A 22,346-nucleotide genomic window follows, 5' to 3' on the forward strand; every position below is an offset into this window, starting at 1 on the left:
CCTTTACCGCTTTTCACTACGGTGGAGCAGCGTGGTCATGCGCATCTTCTCGTACCAGCGCTTTCGCGTCTCACGAACGGAGTCATACGTGCCAGGCTAAATGATGCCGTCAGCCAGGGCCTGCAGTCGGACATTACGCTGCTGAAGCAGTCTGTCCATGTTGACGCCGCACAGTTTCCAGAAGCGATCGGTGAGGAGGATGTGCCGGTGCATCCAGTAATTTTCAACCGTGTCACACTCAAAATTCGGCAGCTCAATAAAGCCATAACGCGCCAGCTCCTCAAACAGACGGGACAATCGGCACGGCTCAACCCGGGTTTGACGGACTCTGTCGCATGACAAAAAGGTAAGTGGCGGAAGGACCACTATCTGCACTTACAACGATGCATCGCCAGTTTCCGCTTCTGTCACCCTGCCGTCAGGAAAAAAATAGCATATACTTATATCCCTGAACTGGGTAACGTCGTCAGCAGTATAACGTCGAAGGGAGTAAGCCAGACATTCAGCTATGAAACGCTGACGGGCCAGCTGGTTTTGGCGAAGAAGTGAGGGACGGAAAACATGTTGAGATGGAATAGATCCGGCATTCTGAAGGCGGAAACCTTCACTTAGTGCAAGACTATGCACGGTACATCTTATACCCGTACATTAGCAGGTGTAATAGCCTCATACACGGACGTAACTGGCAAAGAAACATCGTATCAGCGGGACACGTTTGGGCGGGTTTGACCACCTCCATCCGAAATCGGTGCAGACTGGCAGAGCCGATGTCTGCAGAAAGGCTTTGTCACACCGGGGCATACCGAAAAATACTATCTGGCAGGAGCACGCCACAGCGGCACTGGCCTGGTCAGTTATGTGGGCAGCAGCATTAAAATTTCGTTGCTGTTCATCTCGCGGTTAAAACACCTAAAAGCGATTTACTGGCGAGAAAAAACCAGCATGTTAATCGTGGGTAACTCCATCATTCACAAGTGCAAAGAAACGCTGCGCTGGCTGAATTCACCCCCGAAGTTCAGAATAATTTACCAGCTGGTTTACTCGACGTGAGTGAATCACGTTGAGCGTTTATGGCATGTACTGCACGAAACCATCACACGGAATCATCAGTGTCGATTAATGTCGCGGCTATTAAAAAGTACGCCACTCTATGAAAACTATCAGTACCTTCACGGGTGGCAACTACGGACTTGCAAAAGTGTAGCTATATTATGTTCACTTATTTAGGATTACTGCGGCGGTTTAGTCGTACGTCAGCGTGAACTCCGTGTCGGCATCTGCAGTGCCGGGTCTGACGCCATTATCTCCAGTGGAGACATAATTCGCCCGGAAATTCAAAGTGACATTACCGCTTCCGTCTACTATGCCGCGTGGTGCCTTGCTTCCCATGGGGATACGCTGACCGCTGCCGTCCATAATCTGTACGGCAACGCCGGTCGCATCTTCTTCACTACCAGTCCTTAGCGCCAGCAGCTCCGGATTTACGGAATCTTTTTTCCCGGTAAATTTTGTCGTCACTCCGCTTGCTGTACAGCCGGTGAGATGAATGCTGAAAGCAACGGGTAATGTCTTCTGACCAGCTTTCTTGAGCTGTTTCGTTGCCCATGAGCCAAGCTCAATGGGTTTATCAATGTCGTCGGGGTCAACGGTACAGCCCAGCGCCACCACCGTACCTGTCATCCGGATATTGATCTCCCCGACTGTGCCATCAGCTTTCGCTGGTGTTGAACTAATCAGGCAGCACAAAGCTGCCATCGCAGCAAAGGTCCGACATTTGAATCCTGCAGTCCTGACTGCCGTTTTAGTCAAAATCGACACGCAGATAGCCCTCCGAGGTGAACCGGCCTTCCGCAGGTTTGTTCCCCGTCACGCTGACGGGCCATGCGCTAATCGGCACTGTAGCCGCAGCATTATTATTCAGCCGGAACGGAATTTTGCTGTCTACATTGTTAGGCGTAAGAGGATTCTGCTTACCGTCCGCAACCACAAAGCCCAAGTCTGCGTTATCAGAAACGATGGCGTTACCAGAGACATTATTTGCCTCAATACGCAGAGAAAGCAGAGTCTGTGCGTCAATGTTTTTGCACTGAATGCCAATGCTTCGTGTCTGAGGATTTACTCCAGCGGGCTTTTTACCAGCACCCGCCTGTGAAAAGGCAGAGGAACCAATATTACCAAAGTCCATACTGATAACCTGCCCGGCATTCAGCTCGCAGCCTTGAGGGACAATAATGTTTCCTGAAAGGTATAAAACAGTAAGGGGTTTGGTACTTATGCCTTCTTTAAACGTATTAGCATAGATCTCGAGTATTTCTTTTTTAAAAGGCGACATGCCGATAAAGGCACGGTCAATTCTGATCGATACCCTGCCTTTACCGCCTGTATGCCAACTTGTTTCAGTACCATTTTGCTCATTGTATTCATTACTTTCGTGTTCCATTGGATTGTCTATATAGGCTTCTCGGCCAGCATCAATCCATGTTTGACTTTTCACTGAAAGATAATCATTAATTCTATACCATCCATCGTCCTTACCCGACCGACTCAGTGGCACTTTTGTGGTCAAAAATATAGGAGTTAACGCACTTTTGTCATTATCACACGAAGCTCTGTACGGCAGGCCAGAGGCAAAAAATGGGAAATCTTTGACAATTATCTTTCCGGGAACATTACTTGAAGAGTCGTCAATGTTGAACGCGCCTATGTCAGCCGAAAGCGTATTTGTTCCTCCGTCTGGCATAAGGCACTGTCCCGTATAACCCAAGGCAAAGTAAGGAAGGCAAGTCAAAAATAAAAGACCTTTTGTTATAGAACCTTTTTTTATCACTTTTTCACCTATGAATTTTTGCAATTCTTCTTTATCGTGATGATGGGTAATTTTTCGCTTTCGGCTGGCAGGCTGTAAGGCACCTGACATCGATTTTGCTGACCGTTACCCCATACCATCTCCAGTACCCCTTTCTGTGGCACGCCGACCATATAAACTTCCCCTGTATCGTCTGCGATACCTGTCGTGCCGGAGCTTTTTTCCGTCACCGTCGTGCCGAACGGAACCGGACTACCGCCATGAGTCAGGCTGAACATGGCTCTTAATCCTACATGCGTCCGGTATTCAGCCCGCACTATAGCCCCTTGGGTTGGCACGACATCCTGCACTGAGTCATCCAGGTCTGTATGCATGTCTAGGCTCTTAACGTCAAGCGCAACGCGGTTACGGCGGTACACCGTGGCATACGGCATCACGGCATAGCCCCGCCAGTCCGTGCTGACCCCCGTTTCATTCTCCACGTGAACGCCCTTCGCTCCTGGCGCCTTAATCAGTACGTTAGTGTCACCAAGAGACTGGCTGAAGGTGACACCGTCCGCATGCGCCACCACTCCACCCGACAGGTCCCAGTTCCAGGCGTGTTCGTTACGGCTGTAGTTGTAGCCGCCGCTGACGCGGCCTGCAGCCGCCTGCCAGATTGCGCTCAGGCTGCCACTGTTACCGCTGCGGCTGCTGCGTCCCTGCATGAGGCTGTAATTCAGGTTATTTCCCGCAAGCAGAGTGCCGCTGACCCCGCTCTGCATCTGAGTAATTCCGTCCTGGTCCCGGCTCATCTGGGTCGTGGCATACAGGCTGTTAAGGCGTTCATGCTCTGCCATGTTATGACCCAGCCAGCTGCCAAACGGTACAGAGATATTCAACGACACGAGGCGATCCGTTCCCGGCATGCCGTTGCTCCGGCTCAAAGAATAAGAAATGTTATAGTTGACACCGTTCCAGCCGCTGGAAAAACCTACCTGATACCAGTTGTCGCTGCCGGTGCTGTTCCAGTAGTCCTGTCGCGTGGCGGTAAGGTTCAGGGAGCCGATATCTGCCACCTGCTGCGAGAGACTCACCTGCAATCGCCCCTTTTTGCTGTTACGCAGGTCATGGTAGCTTACGGGCTCCTGCTGCGGCCCTTGGCCATCGCTCTCGTCTTTCCATGCGTACTGATAGCCGTTCATCTCGCTCCATGCGGCCTCGTCTAGGGTATAAAATCCCCTGGTGGAGTAGCGATAGCCAAGCAGCTGAAAAATGGTACCGTAGTTGTTCAGAGATTTGGCATATAGGAAGCGCAACGACTGCCCGTTGTGTGAGCTGCTGTCAGAGAGTTCGCTGTGTGCCGTGGTCAGGTCAGCTGACACAGCCCCCCACGTTCCCAGATTCATACCCGCGCCGGCCACGGCAGAGGTATAACGCTTCGCTATCTGGCTTCCGCCGTACAGCGTTATACCGCCGGTAAATCCGCGCGCAAGTGTACCCTGTACAAAAACGGGTGCATTCTTAGCAGACAGTCCGCTCCGGTACTGCCCGGCCACGACGTCATACTTCAGACGTCCCTCACGCTGAAGCAGGGGAACCGTTGAGTAAGGAACAATAAACTTTTGTACGGTACCCGATTCGTTTTTAACTGTAACCTCTAGGTCGCCACTTGATGATGCCGGGTTGAGGTCAGTAATTTCAAACGCGCCGGACTGAACGGTATTCTGGTAAACCACATAACCGTTCTGTCTGATGGTCACCTGAGAACGACCCGAGGCAATACCACGAATAGTGGGGGCAAATCCCTGCTGGCTGTCCGGATACATAGGGTCAGAGGTGTAGATCCTTACCCCGCGAAATCCCAGACTGTCATAAATGTCTCCCGCGCTGCTGCTGTTACCAAGAATCAGCTCACTTTTCAGCGGAATTAGCGTGCGCTCAGCATACGTGGAGATATTCTGCCATTTCTGCTGCCGGTCTCTGCCCGCATAATCTGAGTACGTCCATGCCCCGTTATTACGCAAACGCCAAGCCCCCAGATTCAGACCGCTGGTAATGTTAAGGTAGTAATTGCTGCTGTTATTGCCTTTACTGCCCGTCAGCGTGTAGTCCAGCAGGCCAGCATTAATCCCCTCATCCCACTCTTCCGGCGGAATATATCCCCTCACGCTATTCAGTACATACGCCTGAGGAAAAAACAGCTTCAGACGCTGTGCCGAAAAATCATAATAAGAGGACGCGCCGGGAAAGAGATGCATAAAGTCCACACACTGGCCGTCATCTTTCAGTTTCCTGAGTTCTCCAGCGGCCATATTTACTCCAAGCCGCTTCAGCCATTTAAGGGACAGGCATGGAACCAGCCCCGTACCGTCATCTTTTGACCGCTCTGTGACAGTAGCTGCACTGCGGCCGCCTTTTATTGCCTCAAACCGCAGGGGGGAAGTTGTCACGAACTCATCATTTACCCAGATATCGACCCTATAGATACCGGGCAGCTGACCTGCCCCATTTTCAAAACGGGACAGGTCAGCCACTTCACCGCCGTCTCTGGAAAGAAAAGCCGGGTTAAACCAGTCCTGTGCGTGGGCAATCCCCGTCAGGGCAAGGAGCACTGCCATGGCGCAATACCGGAGGCTGGGAAGGCGATGAAGGTACCTGCAGGGATAACAGTAGGACTGAAGCATAACGTAACTCTCAGGTTTTCACGAACAGAAGCAATGCAGAAAAAACGACCACCTAAATCTTTAAGCGGGTTTTCCAGTTTTTTCTGTAGTGATGGCACCATAGTCGTTAACCGTCTGATAATGTACCGGCCCTGTAATGCCTGAGGGTAGCTTCAGCACGCGCTGACCAAAGGGCTCAACCATAATGTTTTCAAGCTTCCGGCCACCAACGTAAATGTTGACCAGCGACTGGTAATAGGGCGTCGGATTTTTAACGACAACCTGCCCTGCCGTCTGCTGAAAACGAAGCTGCTCTGCAGATTCAGGTTCGCTCATCTTCAGTCCGTCCGGGCGCATGAACAGCTTCATTCTTGAAAGTATGGCAAGCTGAAGTGTGTTTGCCCCTTTAAGAGCAGATTTATCCACTGCGGGTATGGCTTTAATATTCATCCAGTAGACCGCCTCCCGGTCCCCGGGAAGGGGCTTGCCGGTATAAACGATGCGCAGGGTATTTTCACTTTTGGGTGCGGCCGCAAACAGGGGGGGGGTAACAATGAAATCATGGTCACGCTGGCCCTTATCGTTTTCCACCCAAGCCTGGATAAGATAGCGTTCATGGCTGTCACTGTTGGTGACGGCAAGCGAAGCCTGGCTGTCACTTTCCGGGTAAATCACGCGTGTGGCACCTGGTGCGATGCCACCTGCGGTGGCAGGCTGAAACACACAAAGCGTCAGGAAAGCCAGAGGCAATAAAAGAACTCTTTTCTGCATGATGAGTAACCTGTTTTTAAATCAGCAATTATTACGGGTAGGCAATATCAAAGCGCACTTCACTTTGCAGTTTACCGGGCCAGACACTTCGGGACGTAGTCCGATAACGGGCAACGTAATGAAGAGACATATCGCTCCCGTCCGGCCCGAAAAACTCCTCAGGTAAGCCTCCGGGAATGACCTGGTGTCCCTTCGGGTCAGTAATCAATAATCCAAGACCGGTGTAGCCGTCATGTCCGAATACGCCGGTGGGCCTAGTATCAGAGGCCTCAACCAGAAAGACATCCGGCTCTTTAGGGGCTGTTTTACCGGAAAACGTAATGCCAACGCCGCTCTGTATTCCGGGGCCACAGTCAGTGAGATTAATGGTAAAGGGGATTCCCGGCGCAGAAATGTCACCGACCCGCTCAAAGGAGTGAGTTGTATACTCGCCCATATCGACATGCAAATCCTGACTGTCAGCACTGACGACACATGCCCCACTCGTGAGCTGCCCGCGCATATGCACCTCGCCTCCCGGGATGATGACACGCACGTTGCGGGCCTCAGCAGATCCGGAATGAATGAACAAAACGAGAAGAACCGGCATCAGGTATCGTGAAGATTTCATAAAGGCGCCTTGGATTAATGTGCGGGACGGCGTAAGTATGCCGTCCCGCAAGTGCCGGTGAATCAGTTGTACTGCATGATGAAGTTAGCGTCTGCGTTCGCATCACCTGCAGTGGCGACGCCCGTAGACTTATACTGCGCAGCGAACTTCAGGATGTTCTCGCCGTCAATCAAGGTGGTCGAATTAACAAACGTGGTTCCATCAAATTTCACGGGGGCGGACTTGTTGTCCAGAACCTGAATGCCAATGTTGGTTGCTGTACCGGCGTTGCCTGAAGACAGATCCTGATCTACAGCCAGTAGAGAACTGTCTTTACTGGAACTGTCAGTCCGTCCTGAAAATGCAACTGAGGCGGTTTTTGCAATCGAAGTGTCGCAGTCTTCCAGTTTGATCTGGAACGGCACTATTGAACCCAGCGTTCCTGCCTTTTTAAAGTGATGGGTAGTGTATTCACCGAGCTTAACTTCCTGATCGCTAGTATCCGTGCTGACGGTGCAGGGAGCAGCAACCAGCTTACCTTTAAAATGTACGGTGCCGCCGTTAACTGTCACGGTTTTATCCGGCTGCGGCTGCGGCTGCGGCTGCGGATCTGGACCATCACCCGCATTTGCAGCGCCTGCCAAAACAGCCATTCCCATACCCAATGCCAGCACAATAGTATTCAGTTTCACTAAAAAAACTCCATTAATTATCAAAATAAACGCATTAAAAAATCTATAACAGCCATATTTATCAGCATACAATGCTACTGATAAATATGACGGCACCATATTTTATTTTTTGTGGACAGTTCAATTTACATGTGATTTTTTATTTAGGTAGTCGAGTTCAGTTACAAATTCTCTTGGCGGTATAAAGTAATCATCTCCGTTGTCGTTTACTCTCAGGCAGGTATGTATTTTTTAATGTACGCTAATTCACTATCGCCTAGTTCAGTAGCACTGCAAAAAATCAAAATAATAGCGGCCATCTCAGGAAAGCCACAATATTGAATTGCTCTTTATATTTTTAACGAGAGAAAAGGTGAAAGCAGTACATCCTTTCTAATAATAATGCGTAACGTGCATTGTATTTTCCTAGGTTACGTTTTAATTGCAATTATAATGCACCATCTCTTCTCGATCGGCAAGAACGAAAAATTCAACATAAATGATAGTCACAAACTATTATAATCAGATTAATGATCGCCCATACCAATTACATTGATGTCCAATCAAATTTTAAAATCTTAAAAAAATCAACAAATTACAGAGCATTCAAATGAATTAATTAAGATGAGTTATTTTTAGGAATGAAATTTAACACGGAACAAATAACCAGAATGAAAAGAATAAACTATACTGGATGTTGAGGTGTTGTTTAAAATACACCCATAATTTATCAACAGGAAAAAAACGGAAAAATTTAAAGAGTTTTTTCTTTTACAGAAAAACATCCGGGTTCAATTTCTAAAAGCTAAAAATTGATTTATATCAAAATCATGCAGCTGGGGTAGACAATTAATCAGATGGCTTTCCAAAGAAATTTTCAACGTCTCTCTTTAGTGAAAAACTGAAATTCATCTTCAGCCAAAATGTCACTTTTACAAAGATAGCAGTGCTTATAAAACTCGCTGGATTTTTAATCACCACCTGTATTCATGAACGTATTAGAATGACTAAATCTTCAACGGAAGATAATCCTTTTGGCGGTACGCTAATACTGCAAATACGGTTCTGTCGCATCAACAGAGTAGATTCAGTAAAATTTTCGCTGCAGACATAAATCGCAGGCCGTAGATTTGGTATGCTTTAACGGCGTCCCGCCTCTATGCGCGGCAGTTTTTCTTTAAAATGGAGGCAGTACCTCAAGGTGTTATGCCCGATATTTCACGCGATAGTACCTATTAGAAATGAATGGACACTATTTTCCAGGAACCGGAGTCTGATGCACAGATGGTCTAATTGAGGTGCTTATGTGTCAGAGACTCTTTCATTCGTGGATTTATGAATTTCGCCCTGTTTGTTGGCGCAGTAAACATTATCTTTACCCCCTTCATCGGCCTGCAGGCCGGAATCGCCGTCTGGCCCGCTACGACAGGATTTTTGCTGACGGGCATGGGCCTTACGGTCGTTACGGCTGTTGCGATGGCAAGATCCGGCGGCTCAATGGCGGCCCTAACCCGGCCGACAGCTCGCCTGTGCGATATCCTGCAGACCGTTTATCTGCTACCTCTGCGTCAGACCGCTGTTCGCTACTCCCAAAACGGCTACGGTTTCGTACGAGCTGGTGCTGCCGGTATTAACCGGCAGCTCAGTCCGGAACAATTTGAAAACCAGAATCTCGCTTAGGACGGTGTCCACATTACGTGGGTAGGATCATAATTTAACCTTAAAGCAAAAGGCTCAGCAAGATGAACCGAGCAACTTCATGGTTAATTTGGCAGGAGCCAATGATATTATCATGCATAGAAAAACAAATGCGTATTAGGTCATTTTGTATACTTATCAAAGTCTAATCTCAGTAAAACCAGTTTTTGAAAGTTAACACCCCCACAAATACCAATAGCTGTCTTTGATACCAAACCACCTTGGATAAGAGCATCAATGTTTTCGTTCAAAATATACTCACTATACATACCAAAAGCAGAAAAGTATTGTCTCCCAGTGATTGGATCTGGGTAGGCTTTTGCTAATGCTATGAGTATTTCACGCTGAATTTTTTCAGAAATCAAATTTCGCTTCACGGTTCAACATTCTCCATGGTCGAAAAAAACTAGCATACAATGAGATGTTTACGTTGCGGAAAAAATGATCAAAATCATATAAATAAAACTTAACTAATAGTTATTTTTTTCGATATTCAGGAAATTATGTTGACGTAGTTATTATGATTCTAAGTCAAATTTTCAACTTCGCTGTAGTCAAAACTAGTGCCGGTTTACTCTATTAATCATTTTTCCATAGAAAAGAGCTCTATCCTGATCCGCCAACAACCTAAATAGGAAAAATTTCTACAAAACGTAGCATATAGGTATTAAAAATATTTATCTAATAGCGCGGAGAAAAATTTTTCTTGTTGGATAAGGGGTTTGTATACAAAAGTTATATTTTATTATTATCTTCGTAATAAAGATGGTTGAATTTTTAGCCTGATAAAAAATAATCAGATACTGCGATTTTCTAACTCGGGGGCTAAATAGCTGCGCGGAATAGTAGATCACTTTGAGGGAACTCAGCCCGGATTGTGCGATCTGATCAATCGTCAAACCAACCAAAATCACCAACCGGACTGAGCGATGCCGATCATAGCACCAATTCCCCGTGACGAAAGACGCCTGATGCAGAAAGCTATCCATAAAACTCACGATAAAAATTATGCCCGCAGGCTGACTGCCATGCTGATGCTGCATAGGGGCGATCGCGTCAGCGATGTTGCCAGAACGCTCTGCTGTGCCCGTTCCTCCGTCGGACGCTGGATTAACTGGTTCACGCTGTCGGGTGTTACAGGACTGAAATCATTGCCTGCCGGACGAACCCGTCGCTGGCCGTTTGAGCATATCTGCACGTTATTACGTGAGCTGGTAAAACATGCTCCCGGCGATTTTGGCTACCAGCGCTCACGCTGGAGTACAGAACTTCTGGCAATAAAAATCAATGAGATAACCGGTTGCCAGTTACATGCCGGAACCGTTCGCCGCTGGTTGCCGTCTGCGGGGCTTGTGTGGCGAAGGGCCGCGCCAACTCTGCGTATCCGTGACCCGCATAAGGATGAAAAGATGGCAGCAATCCACAAAGCACTGGACGAATGCAGCGCAGAGCATCCGGTCTTTTATGAAGATGAAGTGGATATCCATCTTAATACCAAAATCGGTGCGGACTGGCAGCTGCGCGGACAACAAAAACGCGTAGTGACGCCAGGGCAGAATGAAAAATATTATCTGGCCGGAGCACTGCACAGCGGAACAGGTAAAGTCAGCTACGTGGGCGGCAACAGCAAAAGTTCGGCGCTGTTCACCAGCCTGCTGAAGCGGCTTAAAGCGACGTACCGTCGGGCGAAAACTATCACGCTGATCGTGGACAACTACATTATCCACAAAAGCCGTGAAACACAGCGCTGGCTGAAGCAAAATCCGAAGTTCAGGGTGATTTATCAGCCGGTGTACTCGCCATGGGTAAATCATGTTGAACGGCTATGGCAGGCGCTTCACGACACGATAACACGCAATCATCAGTGCCGTTCGATGTGGCAACTGTTAAGAAAAGTTCATCATTTTATGGAAACGGCCAGCCCATTCCCCGGAGGTAAGCATGGGCTGGCGAAAGTGTAGCGGTATTCGGCGCAGCTATTTAGCATCGTTTAAAGCATAACTAGTTTTCCAAGTTTCATATTGGTTGTTATTAGACTTTAGTTCAAACGCTGGCTGATTACTCAGCCCATTTTTTGGAGAGATGTAAAGTACAAATTTTATATTATAGTGTACGAAAAGGGAAGGTCCTATTTATGAAATATAAACTTAACAAAAAATAAAAATCATAAAACCACTAAAACTGAGATTCTAAATAATTTATCTTATTATCGCTTTATTGAAACGGCAAATGTTTTAAATTTTTTTAATAATCTTTGTAACCTGCTCCCCGTTAATTAACACACGACGATGTCAGTAATGTCTTCATCAGCAACGTGAGGACATCCCCATGAAGAAGCGTTTTTCTGACGAACAGATCATCAGTATTCTCCGCGAGGCCGAGGCTGGCATTTCCGCCCGTGAGCTCTGCCGTAAGCATGCTATTTCTGACGCAACCTTTTACACCTGGCGTAAGAAGTTTGGGGGCAGGTCACTTCCTCTCAAGCTTAATCTTTTTCACTGAATAGATATAACAGCTATACCGGCCCCTCTAAACTCTCCGGCATTAACAGAGCCTGATGAAATTAGCTCACTATTTATGACAACATTTTGAGGAGCATTTGCCTTCATTTTCATTTCAATACCTGTACTTGAAGTATCTTTTCCGTCCACGGTAAGTTTAGAAGATATTGACTTATCATCTCTCAAGTATATAACATTCGAACTCTTAGTTGAATTTTTTACTTTTATTTCTACTGTTGCATCTCCATTGCAAATTAACTCTGTAGTAGCAGATTTTTTTAGCCCATTAATTTCATCATCCTTTACAACACCATAATTAATATTAACTTGTTTAGTAAGCTTGCAATAAACTTTATTCGGAACAGGAGGTATAGGTTTTCCGTTACAAGCGAAGGGAAGTCCAGAAAATACCGTACTATAAGGGCTGACACTATCTTCAAATAAGCATGCGTACACATTTGTTCCTCCTTCGATTGGAAATTCCTTACCAACTAAAGAATTTACACTATCCAATACTACTGGTGTGTCGCTTGCTATGCTCCTGTTTGAATTAAATACCATGACCATCTTATTATTGTTTACGTTGTTATGTAAGGACGGATCACCAAGTAATATGCTACATTTATACTTATGAAAAAGACCACTTTTCCACTCAGTACTTCCTGCGCATGGGCCCCCTGCTCCAGCACCCATGTAGGCATGTGCCTTAATACTCAACACTTTTCCAGTGTGATCATCTAACTTTGTCCAACTAAATTGATCTAATATCAAGGTTTGTGATAATGAAAATTTAGAAAATGCAAATAAAATAAAAAATATAAAGGGCATAAAAAAGTATTTTTGCATTTTTTTCTTTCCTATTAGGGGGCAATAAAATAAATTAATCGATTGATTTTTTTGCATAGCTACTCACTTTTTCATATAATTTAACAAAAACAAGACATTGTAACAAGAATGAGGGAAATCAAGCGCGCTAAAATCTAAGTAAATTTTAATAATAGTCTATTTTCATAGTAGCAGATGCATTGAAAGAACCAGAACTAACATTTCTCTTTTTAATTCTTTCAGGATCGGCTTTTAGGTAGGCTTTGAATAATATCTCGTTATCGCCTCCGGTTATATTATACATTGAATTTTTTTGATTTATCTTAATTTGTCGACCTGCGTCATTTTCTAATCCTATGGCTATCCCTGATGCTTCGGAATTTTTATTTATAGCAAGAAAGCCAAGAAGATTTTTATCCTCACCCCCTTCAAAAGTGATGCTAAGTTTATTAGCTACATTAGGATCACAGTCTCGAAGATGCAGTAAAAAAGGTACACGCGGCATAAGTTGGTCTAGATAAATCTTGTGTAATTCTATTACCCCAAGACTTACTTTTATTTTTTTATCACTTTCAGGGATATTACATGGTAAAGCAACCAGTGTACCATGAAAATTTAAATTACTTTCTGCATTTGCGGCTTTAAAAAGTAAAAGAAACAACATGATTATTATAATTTTGATATTCATTTTCGACCCTCATTGGTAAGAAGCAATCAGTGTCGCTCCGGCACTAAATTCACCAGATGCTAAAGAATTACCACTTTTTTTTACAGGTACAGCTATTAGTTCAGGTAGCTTGCCAGGCTCTAATTTAATTCTTGTTCCTAATACAAACGGTTGTCCATCCCGTCGTATTTCGATAGCAAGGTTATCGGAAGATGTCTTAACTGCCGCCGCATCCCAACTTACACCCTCCCCATCCATTGAAAGGTAAAGATTTTCGTCAACATCTCCGTCACATGATATAGTGTAGTCTATTTTCTTTGCATAATTTACACCGTTGACTTTATTAACTCCTACATTGTTAAATTCCACTTGGATAGTTTCCCCGTTGTTAATATGACAATCTGGAGTATTAATTAGTGTTCCATGAAACCTCATATTTTCGACAGCATTAGCATAAAAAACGCACAAAGGAAAATATAATATAATAAAAAAAAGATTACGTTTCATTAGTCATCCCTACTGCCATTCCACTATCATGGTTGCGCCCACATCAAATTCTCCAGTTTTAAGATGAGCACCCGCTTTCTTAACCGGTACAGCCTGTAGTTTGGGCAAATCGGGCCAAGTAAATTTAATTTTTTGGCCAATATTTAGTTTTTTACCTCCGCTCTGAAGTTCAATACCGAGTCCGTCGTGTCCGGCATCTAATGCAGCCCCACCATCAAAGTTAGCCGTATTACCTTTGATTAAAATACTCATTGTATTACTTGTTGTGCCATCACACTTCAAGGTATAATTAATGTCCTTGATGTAACGTCTACCGTCTATTCTATTCACATCTAAAGAATTGCCAAAGTTAACATCAACAGTATTGTTATCATTTACAATACATGGAGGCGGTTTTATTACCACCCCAGTGACAGTAACTTCATTTAATTGTCCGAAATTTTCACCATAATCAAACCCTGCAGCACCAAATGCTGTCTTGAAGAAAAAAATAAAGAGTCCCGCTTGTACGTAGATTGATAACTTCTGAATGGCTAAATAGCACTTATTCATAACTTAGCCTCATATTAACCACGCTGTGCCATGCCCCTTCATGTAAAGGAGCCACTGTTCGCTGTGCAAATAGCCAGAAGATGAGCTCGTCACTATTTCCATCTATCACCATTGGTTCTCCTATTTGGTTTAGCTGAACAGGATGATGCGCAGCATCTTCCAGAAGAAGGCCAAACCCTTTCGCGCCTGATACCGCAATCAGCTTTGAATTATCTTCATCTAATTTACTTACAAAGCTGATACGGACTACAGGCTCATCCATTATTCCTAGTGAGTTGGATGTGGTAATTTTCTCATCTTCAGTACTATTTGTAACACAGTCGCGTAGGCGTAGATGAAACGATTTACCATGGGCTTTGACCCCTGGTCGAGAGAGCTCTCCACTATTGATAGTTCCCATAGCTAAAGTTTGCCATCGTGAAGAAGTTTCAATATTGCATGCTCCATGTGTTAGCTCCCCACCAACATACAGAACCCCACTATCACCGTTAGCAATATTATCATCAGCGTATACATAACCAATGAACAATTCCAATGCGATAAAAGTCATTAATATTAAGCGTTTGAAATATGTCATCGGCTTCTCATGTTGCCTGCAGTTATGTCAAAGTTCAATTCTTAAAGTCCTCATCCCCAGATACCTTGCACTGACTCTCATTGCACTTAAAGGTCAGAACTCGCGTGCCACCATAATCATTGATGTAGGAAATCGTTGGTTTCGATCCGAGACTGGCGGCAGACACACCAAGTGATGCATTTCCTTTAGGAGCAACCATTAAAGGTTTGAATTTTTTTGAGCGAGCCGCATCGCTGTTCTTAGAACCTGCAGAAACCAAACTAATAAAGTATGGCGTTGAATTAATCACCTTATAGTCATCACCTTCGCGGGATAATGTTAAACTGTCCTGCCATGGCGTCATCATTTGTGCATGTGATGGCAAAATGCTTTTTGGACGGTAGAACAATTTTATACGCGTCTGAAGCGCAAGTTGAAGAGTGTTTGGCTCATTGCTTCTAGGCGGTATTTCACGCAGATTGAAGTAAAAAACCGACTCTCTATCTTGTGGTAAAGACTTTACATCAGGTAAGGCTTTAATTTGGAGTTGAGAAGCGGAGCCCGCTTCGACACGCTGTAAAGGAGGTACGACGACTAACGGTGAGGAAATTTTATTACCTTTTTCGTCCTCAACCCAAGATTGTGCTAAATAGGGAAGCGAGGTGTTTTCATTATGTATATTAACGGTGACGGATTTCCCCCCCCCCGGGAAAATGACTCGTGTACGATCCAGCGCAAGCGCAGCATTGGCTTGTTGAGTATTTAGCATGGTTACTAAAATACCAACTGACATTGTCATAAATCGGGCTTTCTTCATTTCGATTCCTTATATCTTATTTGGAGGTAATATTTCAATTAACGTGGTTACCACTGCGTATACAGGGCAGAAAAAGAGCTGGTACATCTAGCCTTTTAGGAAGCTTAAAAGTACATTGCACTTTTCCATCCCATTCGACGCTCATGGTTTCTGAAGGTCTCATCCCAGACAGCCAAGTATTTCCGCTATCCCCAACCAAGCCAGTTTGCTGACCTTTCGCATTTCTTACTGTAGCGCCAAAGGGTGCCATCTGACCATCTTTGAGACCAATAACTGCCATTGCCTGTCTACCTGCAACAACACTGAATCGGCGGTAACCAATTGCACCCTCTGTTAGCGTATCTGCTACAACCGAAGAGCTTGCTGTAACGTCATCTGGCAAGTGGTCCATATCTATACTTGCCTCATTATGATAGTAACTGGTTATGTCACTAATAACAGCTATACCGATAGCGTTGGTATTTGTAGTACTTCCATAACCATGGACTGGCACACCAGAAACGCCCTCAGTATCAAGCATCAGTCGTGTTCCGCCAGCCTGAGAAGTACGGTGCATTGCAGCACCGCAGGCAGTTATAGTCATCCCACCCCGTAGTGTAAGGCCTCCAGAAACATAGTTTCCTTCCTGCCACCCCGCGCTCGCATCAATTTCTGAACTACTACCTTCGTGAGAGAAAGATGCGCTTCCTGTTGACCCAGTATTCCCATTACCCGCACTAACCTGATAACTATTGTGTTCGTCGATTGTCGTAAAATAAGTAGCATCGTGCTCCAGAACACCGTTCGACATGCTTTCAGAATACGAAATAGTATCCGCATTACCCAGAGGAAGAGAGATGGAAAAATACCCACCTCTGTCCCAAGCACTATTAAATTTGTTACGATATGCAGATAGAGAAAAACTGATATTTTTGAATCGTCCTATATCGAAATATTTAGACAGGGAGAAAGAATAGCGAACGTCTGCTGGTGTATCGTTCCAGTAGGTTTGTCGACTAATATTAAAATTACTGCTAAGTCCAATACTACTGAATTGTTTATTAAGTGAGACAGTATATATTTGCTTATTGCCAATCGGTCTAATACCCTGATCGAGCGCATCAAGAAAATCGTTCAAACTCACGAATGTTCGCTGAGAAAAGCGGTAGCCTGCGAAGGTTACTTGGCTATCAATTGAGTCGAACGTTTTCGAATAACTAAGCTTATAAGATTTTCCAAATGTTCTTTTGCTATCAGGCAGGTCTGCTCTGGCTGCAGACACATCCGCAGCCAAAGCACCAAAAATCATAAGATCACGCCCAATACCACCAGACAATGTCTGATATCCATTTCCAAAAAGACTCCCCCCATATAAGGACCAACCATTGTTTATTCCCCATGAAAATTCGCCTGTAGATAGTAATGGACCATTTACACGGTGGCGCATATCATCGGGCCTGCCCATGGCCAGCTTATATCTTATTAATCCCGGACGACTGAGATAAGGTACAGTAGCAGTGTTAATTTGATATTTTTTAATCTTTCCATCCTGCTCTGTCACTTTTACATCAAGAGTACCATTAGTTGTATCACTAAGTGTTTGTATCCGAAACGGACCTGGCGCAACCTGACTTTCGTAAATTATACGTCCTTGGTCGCTAATTGTAACTTTTGCATGTGTACGAGCTATGCCAGTAACTTCGGGAGCATAGCCACGAAGATTTGGTGGTAGTTGATTATCATCAGATACAAGTCTTAGCCCCGCCAATCGGGGAGAGTCAAAAAGGTCTGAGTCGAGGTAGTCCTCACCCAAAATTAATTTAGCCCCCAAACTTCGGATAGCGCGAAAAAGATAATATCGGTTCCACTCCCACTGTTGATGGACTGGAGTATCACCGTATCGGCTATGGTTAGCTTGCCAGTCGGCTCTCAGACGCCATGCGCCAATATTCATGCCAACCGTTCCGTTTCCGCTCAAGTTTGAGCTGGATGAACCGCTTTTTAATCCATGTACCTTCATTAGGTTGAGGTTATAGTCCGAGATTAAACCAGATACACCGTCGTCCCAGCGTGAAGGGGGATCCCATGTAGCACTAGTATATTCAAGGTAGGCTTGAGGTATAGTGACCACTAGTCTCGACTTAGCAATATCTCCTTTGACAACTATACCCTTAACCACATCGGCATGAACGTTCAGACACTTACCGCCTCTTAGCCATGAAAGTTTTTGGTATATTTCATCTTTAAAACCAAACTTCTTTACAAGCTGTGGTGAAAGGCATGCTACAGTTTCATCCGGCTTGTTATCTAGCTTGATAAACTCAATGTTTTCCTCTTGCAGACTGCTATCGTTTACATTTACCGACATGCTGTATTCACCTGGCATTATATAGCCTGCATGGGAAAACTGATTCAAATTAATATTATTTCTATCTTTAACATCCAGCACATCGGTGTTGAAATCAACGCCAAGGTCATCTGCATGAACTAAACTTACTCCCATGAGAAAAAGAAGAGAATATAAAGTAAATTTGGGATAGTTGAACCACATATAAATAACCTCAATTACAACTGGCAAACCACAAAATCAGAAGTAAGTAATCCCAAAACGTACGACTGCTCGAAAATTACCTTTTAGTAAAGGCTTGTGGTTCGCAACGAGTTGCAGACTGAAATTCAGCGTTTGATCACCTTGCACAAGTTGCTCTTTAGGAAGCGATTTACCTGGTACTACGCGCTTACCGTCTGTATCTAATATTCGGAGCGAAACGCCACTCGCATTTCCACTAACGGCGAAGTCATTACCTTCAGATACTCCATTCATCGTGATTGTAAAACCTTGCCAGTCTGCCAACCGTCTATCCAGGCGCTGAAGCGTACAGTCATTAAGTTTTACGACAAATGGAACAACCCCACCAACACCGTTTCGTTTTATTAATTCAGTTGGAGTTGCTCCCATCCATATAGTTTGCTCTTTGCTACCGGGATCTATAGAACATGGAGTGTCAAGAATATTGCCCTCAACTGTGAGCCGTGTATGATCAGTTGATATACGAGCTAACACAGATCCGTTATATATGCAGCTTAATAAAAGAATACATCGCAACATAAGTTTCAGGCAGGTATATTTGTAAAACACTTATGTTTTTCCGCCTTCAAAAAGGGGGGCATGCCCCCTAAAAATTTATTGATACGTAAAAGTTACGTTGGAAACTGCAGAAAATTCTCCTGTTGTAACTGAATCACTGTCGCCTTTAAGTTGTGCAGCGAACGTCAGCGTGTTGTCACCTTCAGTAAGGTTCTGCTTCTCAGTTGGCTGATCCAGTTTTACAGGTTTGCCATCAGCAAGAATCTGAATGCCAGCACCTGAAGCTTCGCCGCTACCTAAAGCAAGAAGAGACTTGTCTTTAGGATCAGACGCTCCGCCAAAGGTTACTGAGACTGAGCTACCAACTGGGCAGTTAATCAGGTCAAAATGGAATGGTTCTGCATCAGAAGTACCACCATTCTTTAAAACGTGAGCGGCAATACTACCCATCTTGACGTGTTGGTCGCGTGAAGCGTTTGGGATTGAGCAAGGGGCGTTAGTAATAGTTCCATCGAAATAAACATGTGTACTGTCAGTAGTTGGTGTCGGTGTCGGTGTCGGTGTCGGTGTCGGTGGATCATCGGCCATAGCCGCACTCGCAACAATAATTAATCCCATACCTAATACTGCTGAGATTGATTTCATTTTCACTTAAAAACTCCCTTGCTTAATAATTAAAAACTTAAGTTGCTACCATGCAATAACATTAATACACACGTCATGATAAGTATATGCAGCAGCTAATAAAATATAAAATCAAGCATGAATTTTTGCATACTCACAGTTCCTACTTAAACGATATCCTTTAAGAAGCAAATAACATTAACTGTAAGTTAAAAAACAAATAACTTGCTTGATGCGGATAATTATATATTCATAATTCTCTTAATCAACCGCGGCACTTTCTTCGATTTTAATAGTAACTCCCTATCAAAAAACCTCAATAAATAGATATAAACATTAAAAAAACCAAGTCGAAAACGCAAATAACTATAAAAAACAAAATGTTACATACTTACTTCAATCTCCTCACTCCCCATTGTTTTAGTATTAAATTTTAAAGAAAATAAAATTAACAACAAAATATAAACATAAATATTACACGCCTTGTTGTGGATGCATTTCGGATATGCACTTCAATTCTAAACGCCCCACTAACAGTACAATTAAAAAATCACACCTTTTCTTTCACGTTTAGGAGAAATTATTGACCTTGCTTGTGTTTTTTATATGAACCATGTGAAAATAAACACATAAATTGCGCACTTCTTGAAAACCATAAAAATATTACATTAAAGATATTTATACTAATAGTAAGCACACCCGTTTTAGTTCCACGGACTTTTTGAAATTTCCGCATTTTCGGCCATCAGCCTGTATTATTTCGGCGTCAGGTTATTCAGCGATTCATGAGGTCGCTCGCTGTTATATTCCATCAGCCAGCGTTCTGTGATTTCCCGTACTTCGTTCAGGGTTCTGAACAGGTAAAATCCAGTATTTTTGTCCGGTACATCCGGTTAAACCGTTCGATAAAGGCATTCTGCGTCGGCTTACCCGGTTTGATAAAGTCCAGCATTACGTCATGCTCTTCAGCACACTGCGCAAGGGTCAGTGATATCAATTCCGGCCCATTGTCCATCCGCATCTTCAGTGGATAACCACGGTTTGCCACGATCCTGTCCAGTACCCTGACCACCCACTGTGTCGGGATATTCAGGTCGATTTCTGTCGTCAGTGCTTCCCGGTTAAAATCATCCACCACATTGAAGGTTCTGAAGCGCCAGCCTCACACCAGCGCATCGTTCATAAAATCGATAGACCAGCTCTGGTTTAACGCCCCCGGCGTGGCCAGTGGTGCCGGGTTGCGCACTGGCAGACGTTGCTTTCCCCTGCGACGAAAGTTCAGTTTCAGCAGACAGTAAATCCGGTGCAGGCGCTTGTGATTCCAGGCATTACCCTGTCTGCGCAGCGTCTGGAACAGCTTCTTAAAACCGTACCGGGGATAACGTTCAGCCGCTTCTGTCATCGCCAGGATCACGGGCTCATCCCGGCGGAGATCGGGCTTGTAAAAATACACCGTCCTGCTCAGCGATAATGTCCTGCATGCCTGGCGTAAACTCATAGAAAATTGCACCGTCAGATAGCTGACAAGCTCACGCTTCATCGTTGATTTTAAAGCTTTTTTTCGATGACATATTTTAACGCACGATTTTCCAGACTCAGGCTGGCAAACATCTGCTTCAGACGACGATTTTCGTCCTCAGGGTCTTTTATTTTTTTGATATCAGCTGCTTCCATCCCGCCGTATTTCGCCTTACAGTTGTAATAGCTGGCTTCAGAGATACCGGCTTCACTGCAGACATCCTTAACAGTTTGACCCTGACCCAAAATCCTGCTCCATTCAGAAACAGAATTTCTGCATGATTAATACTCCCCCCGAGCGGAGGTTGAGCCGATGAAAAAGTCACGATTCACTGAAGAACAGATTGTCTTTGCCCTCAGGCAGGCTGAACTGGGTACATCAGTACCGGAGGTCTGTCGCAAGCTGGGTATCTCCGATGCCACATTCTATACGTGGCGCAAGAAATACGGCGGGATTTCCCCATCTGAACTGAAGCACATGCGACAGCTTGAGGAAGAGAATCTCAGGCTGAAGAAGCTGGTTGCCGTTCTGAGCCCCGACAAGGCCATGCTGCAGGATGTGCTGGCAAAAAAGAACTGACGCTGGCGCGACTGCGCGAATGGGTCCAGGATCTGCAGGCACGCTACGGAGCCAGCGAAAGGCAAATATGCTTTGCCCTGCGGGTCAGTCGCAGCTCGTTCAGGTATCGTTCTGTGGCAGCAGACGACAGTGCGCTACGCCTGCGCATCAGGGAGATCAGCGAAACCCGGCTCCACTATGGCTACCGCAGAGTTCACGTCATGCTCAGGCGTGAAGGCTGGCGGGATAACCATAAACGCATCTGTCGACTCTACAGCGAACAGGATCTGTCCCTGCGTCTCAAACGTCCACGTCGTAACAAATCGGCACTGCGCCGACAACCCCAGCCTCAGGGATTTATCTGGGGCATGGACTTTGTCTCTGACGCATTATTTGACGGGCGTCGGTTACGCCTGCTGACGGTAATTGATCTCTACACGCGTGAATGTCTGGGGATCTGCGTGGGCCAGAATCTGCGCTCAACGGAGGTTGCGGAGATGCTTGACAGTATTGCGTTCAGACGTCCTTTACCACAGTTGCTGAAAACCGATAACGGTTCTGAGTTTGCAGGAAAAATGCTGGACAAGTGGGGGTATGAACGAGGGATCCGTATAGACTTCTCACGCCCGGGAACCCCAACGGACAATGCGACGGTGGAGTCGTTCAACGGCAGGCTGCGGGAGGAAGGCCTGAATGAAAACGGGTTCATGTCGCTGGAAGATGCCCGGTCCAAAATTGAGGCCTGGCGCATACACTATAACCAGAGACGTCCCCATTCTGCACTGGGCTGGATGACGCCGTCAGAATTTGCCGGGAAATCTGCCGGTTGCCAGAATATTCAGCCAGACTGAAGCCGGATATTACTGGTTATGAATGGATCACATACGGGGAGCGGGTCATTATGAATGACATTACTAACATCGGGGTGTGTTAATCAACGAGGAGCTGGTCAATTATTCAGCAACGAAAGCTC

General features: G+C 45.2%; 20 protein-coding genes and 3 pseudogenes. 5 read left to right on the forward strand and 18 right to left on the reverse strand.

Features of this window, described 5'->3' with window-relative positions:
* Window positions 1-96: 96 nt before the first annotated feature.
* On the reverse strand, window positions 97-297 hold the full coding sequence (locus tag A6A26_RS25700; RefSeq protein ID WP_063877198.1) for a hypothetical protein: 201 nt from the start codon (window positions 295-297) through the stop codon (window positions 97-99).
* Window positions 298-741: 444 nt separating this feature from the next.
* Between A6A26_RS25700 and A6A26_RS25930 the strand changes: the two are divergent.
* A pseudogene (locus A6A26_RS25930) lies at window positions 742-1,204 on the forward strand (IS630 family transposase); the annotation flags it as partial.
* Between the two features lie 38 nt (window positions 1,205-1,242).
* On the opposite strand, the gene A6A26_RS01805 reads toward A6A26_RS25930, so the two are convergent.
* The 6 genes from A6A26_RS01805 to fimA form a co-directional block, all read right to left on the reverse strand.
* Complete coding sequence (locus A6A26_RS01805) at window positions 1,243-1,818, reverse strand: fimbrial protein (RefSeq protein WP_156506629.1); 576 nt, start codon at window positions 1,816-1,818, stop codon at window positions 1,243-1,245.
* Window positions 1,802-2,917 (reverse strand): fimbrial protein, encoded by a 1,116-nt coding sequence (locus A6A26_RS01810; RefSeq protein ID WP_253851858.1) that lies wholly within the window; start codon window positions 2,915-2,917, stop codon window positions 1,802-1,804. The genes A6A26_RS01805 and A6A26_RS01810 overlap by 17 nt, the downstream gene beginning before the upstream one ends.
* Entirely contained in the window at window positions 2,836-5,472 is a 2,637-nt protein-coding gene (gene fimD, locus A6A26_RS01815; RefSeq protein ID WP_063877202.1) for an outer membrane usher protein FimD, read from the reverse strand. The genes A6A26_RS01810 and fimD overlap by 82 nt, the downstream gene beginning before the upstream one ends.
* A gap of 60 nt (window positions 5,473-5,532) precedes the next feature.
* A complete protein-coding gene (locus tag A6A26_RS01820; RefSeq protein WP_063877203.1) occupies window positions 5,533-6,222 on the reverse strand; it encodes a fimbria/pilus periplasmic chaperone in 690 nt (229 codons plus the stop codon).
* Window positions 6,223-6,253: 31 nt separating this feature from the next.
* Window positions 6,254-6,832 (reverse strand): fimbrial protein, encoded by a 579-nt coding sequence (locus tag A6A26_RS01825; RefSeq protein WP_063877204.1) that lies wholly within the window; start codon window positions 6,830-6,832, stop codon window positions 6,254-6,256.
* Window positions 6,833-6,894: 62 nt separating this feature from the next.
* Window positions 6,895-7,503 (reverse strand): type 1 fimbrial major subunit FimA, encoded by a 609-nt coding sequence (fimA, locus tag A6A26_RS01830; protein WP_063877205.1) that lies wholly within the window; start codon window positions 7,501-7,503, stop codon window positions 6,895-6,897.
* Window positions 7,504-8,775: 1,272 nt separating this feature from the next.
* Here fimA and A6A26_RS01835 point away from each other — a divergent pair.
* The gene (locus tag A6A26_RS01835) at window positions 8,776-9,162 is read left to right on the forward strand and encodes a branched-chain amino acid transport system II carrier protein (protein ID WP_371558853.1); all 387 of its coding nucleotides are present in this window, start codon (window positions 8,776-8,778) and stop codon (window positions 9,160-9,162) included.
* 140 nt (window positions 9,163-9,302) lie between these two features.
* On the opposite strand, the gene A6A26_RS01840 is transcribed toward A6A26_RS01835, so the two are convergent.
* The gene (locus A6A26_RS01840; protein WP_063877207.1) at window positions 9,303-9,557 is read right to left on the reverse strand and encodes a hypothetical protein; all 255 of its coding nucleotides are present in this window, start codon (window positions 9,555-9,557) and stop codon (window positions 9,303-9,305) included.
* A gap of 552 nt (window positions 9,558-10,109) precedes the next feature.
* Between A6A26_RS01840 and A6A26_RS01845 the strand changes: the two genes are divergently transcribed.
* The gene (locus A6A26_RS01845) at window positions 10,110-11,141 is read left to right on the forward strand and encodes an IS630 family transposase (RefSeq protein ID WP_063877208.1); all 1,032 of its coding nucleotides are present in this window, start codon (window positions 10,110-10,112) and stop codon (window positions 11,139-11,141) included.
* 367 nt (window positions 11,142-11,508) lie between these two features.
* Window positions 11,509-11,658, forward strand: a pseudogene (locus tag A6A26_RS01850) (transposase); the annotation flags it as partial.
* Between the two features lie 17 nt (window positions 11,659-11,675).
* Here the strand turns inward: A6A26_RS01850 and A6A26_RS01855 are convergent.
* The 10 genes and pseudogenes from A6A26_RS01855 to A6A26_RS25335 form a co-directional block, all read right to left on the reverse strand.
* Window positions 11,676-12,584, reverse strand: coding sequence for an MrpH family fimbial adhesin (locus tag A6A26_RS01855; protein ID WP_156506630.1), 909 nt, complete (start codon window positions 12,582-12,584; stop codon window positions 11,676-11,678).
* A gap of 88 nt (window positions 12,585-12,672) precedes the next feature.
* Complete coding sequence (locus tag A6A26_RS01860; RefSeq protein WP_063877211.1) at window positions 12,673-13,194, reverse strand: fimbrial protein; 522 nt, start codon at window positions 13,192-13,194, stop codon at window positions 12,673-12,675.
* Window positions 13,195-13,203: 9 nt separating this feature from the next.
* The gene (locus A6A26_RS01865; RefSeq protein ID WP_063877212.1) at window positions 13,204-13,680 is read right to left on the reverse strand and encodes a fimbrial protein; all 477 of its coding nucleotides are present in this window, start codon (window positions 13,678-13,680) and stop codon (window positions 13,204-13,206) included.
* A gap of 9 nt (window positions 13,681-13,689) precedes the next feature.
* Window positions 13,690-14,232, reverse strand: coding sequence for a fimbrial protein (locus tag A6A26_RS01870; RefSeq protein ID WP_082875134.1), 543 nt, complete (start codon window positions 14,230-14,232; stop codon window positions 13,690-13,692).
* Entirely contained in the window at window positions 14,225-14,809 is a 585-nt protein-coding gene (locus A6A26_RS01875; protein WP_063877213.1) for a fimbrial protein, read from the reverse strand. Before A6A26_RS01875 ends, A6A26_RS01870 begins: the two co-directional genes overlap by 8 nt.
* A gap of 34 nt (window positions 14,810-14,843) precedes the next feature.
* The gene (locus A6A26_RS01880) at window positions 14,844-15,605 is read right to left on the reverse strand and encodes a fimbria/pilus periplasmic chaperone (protein ID WP_063877214.1); all 762 of its coding nucleotides are present in this window, start codon (window positions 15,603-15,605) and stop codon (window positions 14,844-14,846) included.
* A gap of 34 nt (window positions 15,606-15,639) precedes the next feature.
* The gene (locus A6A26_RS01885; RefSeq protein WP_156506631.1) at window positions 15,640-18,135 is read right to left on the reverse strand and encodes a fimbria/pilus outer membrane usher protein; all 2,496 of its coding nucleotides are present in this window, start codon (window positions 18,133-18,135) and stop codon (window positions 15,640-15,642) included.
* A 36-nt stretch (window positions 18,136-18,171) separates the two neighbouring features.
* Window positions 18,172-18,723 carry a fimbrial protein gene (locus tag A6A26_RS01890; protein WP_156506632.1) on the reverse strand — a complete coding sequence of 184 codons (552 nt, stop codon included), beginning with the start codon at window positions 18,721-18,723 and terminating at the stop codon, window positions 18,172-18,174.
* A gap of 45 nt (window positions 18,724-18,768) precedes the next feature.
* Window positions 18,769-19,317, reverse strand: a complete 549-nt coding sequence (locus tag A6A26_RS01895; protein ID WP_074180975.1) for a fimbrial protein — start codon at window positions 19,315-19,317, stop codon at window positions 18,769-18,771.
* A 734-nt stretch (window positions 19,318-20,051) separates the two neighbouring features.
* Window positions 20,052-21,063: pseudogene (locus A6A26_RS25335) on the reverse strand (IS3 family transposase).
* A 64-nt stretch (window positions 21,064-21,127) separates the two neighbouring features.
* Here A6A26_RS25335 and A6A26_RS01915 point away from each other — a divergent pair.
* A protein-coding gene (locus A6A26_RS01915; RefSeq protein WP_371558854.1) for an IS3 family transposase occupies window positions 21,128-22,224 on the forward strand; the annotation gives its coding sequence in 2 pieces (ribosomal slippage) (window positions 21,128-21,389 and window positions 21,389-22,224; 1,098 coding nt in all).
* Window positions 22,225-22,346: the final 122 nt, after the last annotated feature.

The organism is Pantoea sp. OXWO6B1 (assembly GCF_001641135.1).
GTDB classification, from domain to species: domain Bacteria; phylum Pseudomonadota; class Gammaproteobacteria; order Enterobacterales; family Enterobacteriaceae; genus Pantoea; species Pantoea allii.

Bases quoted from the DNA above. Each gene is read 5' to 3' on its own strand.
- A6A26_RS01810 (WP_253851858.1), bottom strand. From the start codon at position 2,917: ATGTCAGGTGCCTTACAGCCTGCCAGCCGAAAGCGAAAAATTACCCAT.
- fimD (WP_063877202.1), bottom strand. From the start codon at position 5,472: ATGCTTCAGTCCTACTGTTATCCCTGCAGGTACCTTCATCGCCTTCCC.
- A6A26_RS01820 (WP_063877203.1), bottom strand. From the start codon at position 6,222: ATGCAGAAAAGAGTTCTTTTATTGCCTCTGGCTTTCCTGACGCTTTGT.
- A6A26_RS01825 (WP_063877204.1), bottom strand. From the start codon at position 6,832: ATGAAATCTTCACGATACCTGATGCCGGTTCTTCTCGTTTTGTTCATT.
- A6A26_RS01845 (WP_063877208.1), top strand. From the start codon at position 10,110: ATGCCGATCATAGCACCAATTCCCCGTGACGAAAGACGCCTGATGCAG.
- A6A26_RS01855 (WP_156506630.1), bottom strand. From the start codon at position 12,584: ATGCAAAAAAATCAATCGATTAATTTATTTTATTGCCCCCTAATAGGA.
- A6A26_RS01860 (WP_063877211.1), bottom strand. From the start codon at position 13,194: ATGAATATCAAAATTATAATAATCATGTTGTTTCTTTTACTTTTTAAA.
- A6A26_RS01865 (WP_063877212.1), bottom strand. From the start codon at position 13,680: ATGAAACGTAATCTTTTTTTTATTATATTATATTTTCCTTTGTGCGTT.
- A6A26_RS01870 (WP_082875134.1), bottom strand. From the start codon at position 14,232: ATGAATAAGTGCTATTTAGCCATTCAGAAGTTATCAATCTACGTACAA.
- A6A26_RS01875 (WP_063877213.1), bottom strand. From the start codon at position 14,809: ATGACATATTTCAAACGCTTAATATTAATGACTTTTATCGCATTGGAA.
- A6A26_RS01880 (WP_063877214.1), bottom strand. From the start codon at position 15,605: ATGAAGAAAGCCCGATTTATGACAATGTCAGTTGGTATTTTAGTAACC.
- A6A26_RS01885 (WP_156506631.1), bottom strand. From the start codon at position 18,135: ATGTGGTTCAACTATCCCAAATTTACTTTATATTCTCTTCTTTTTCTC.
- A6A26_RS01895 (WP_074180975.1), bottom strand. From the start codon at position 19,317: ATGAAATCAATCTCAGCAGTATTAGGTATGGGATTAATTATTGTTGCG.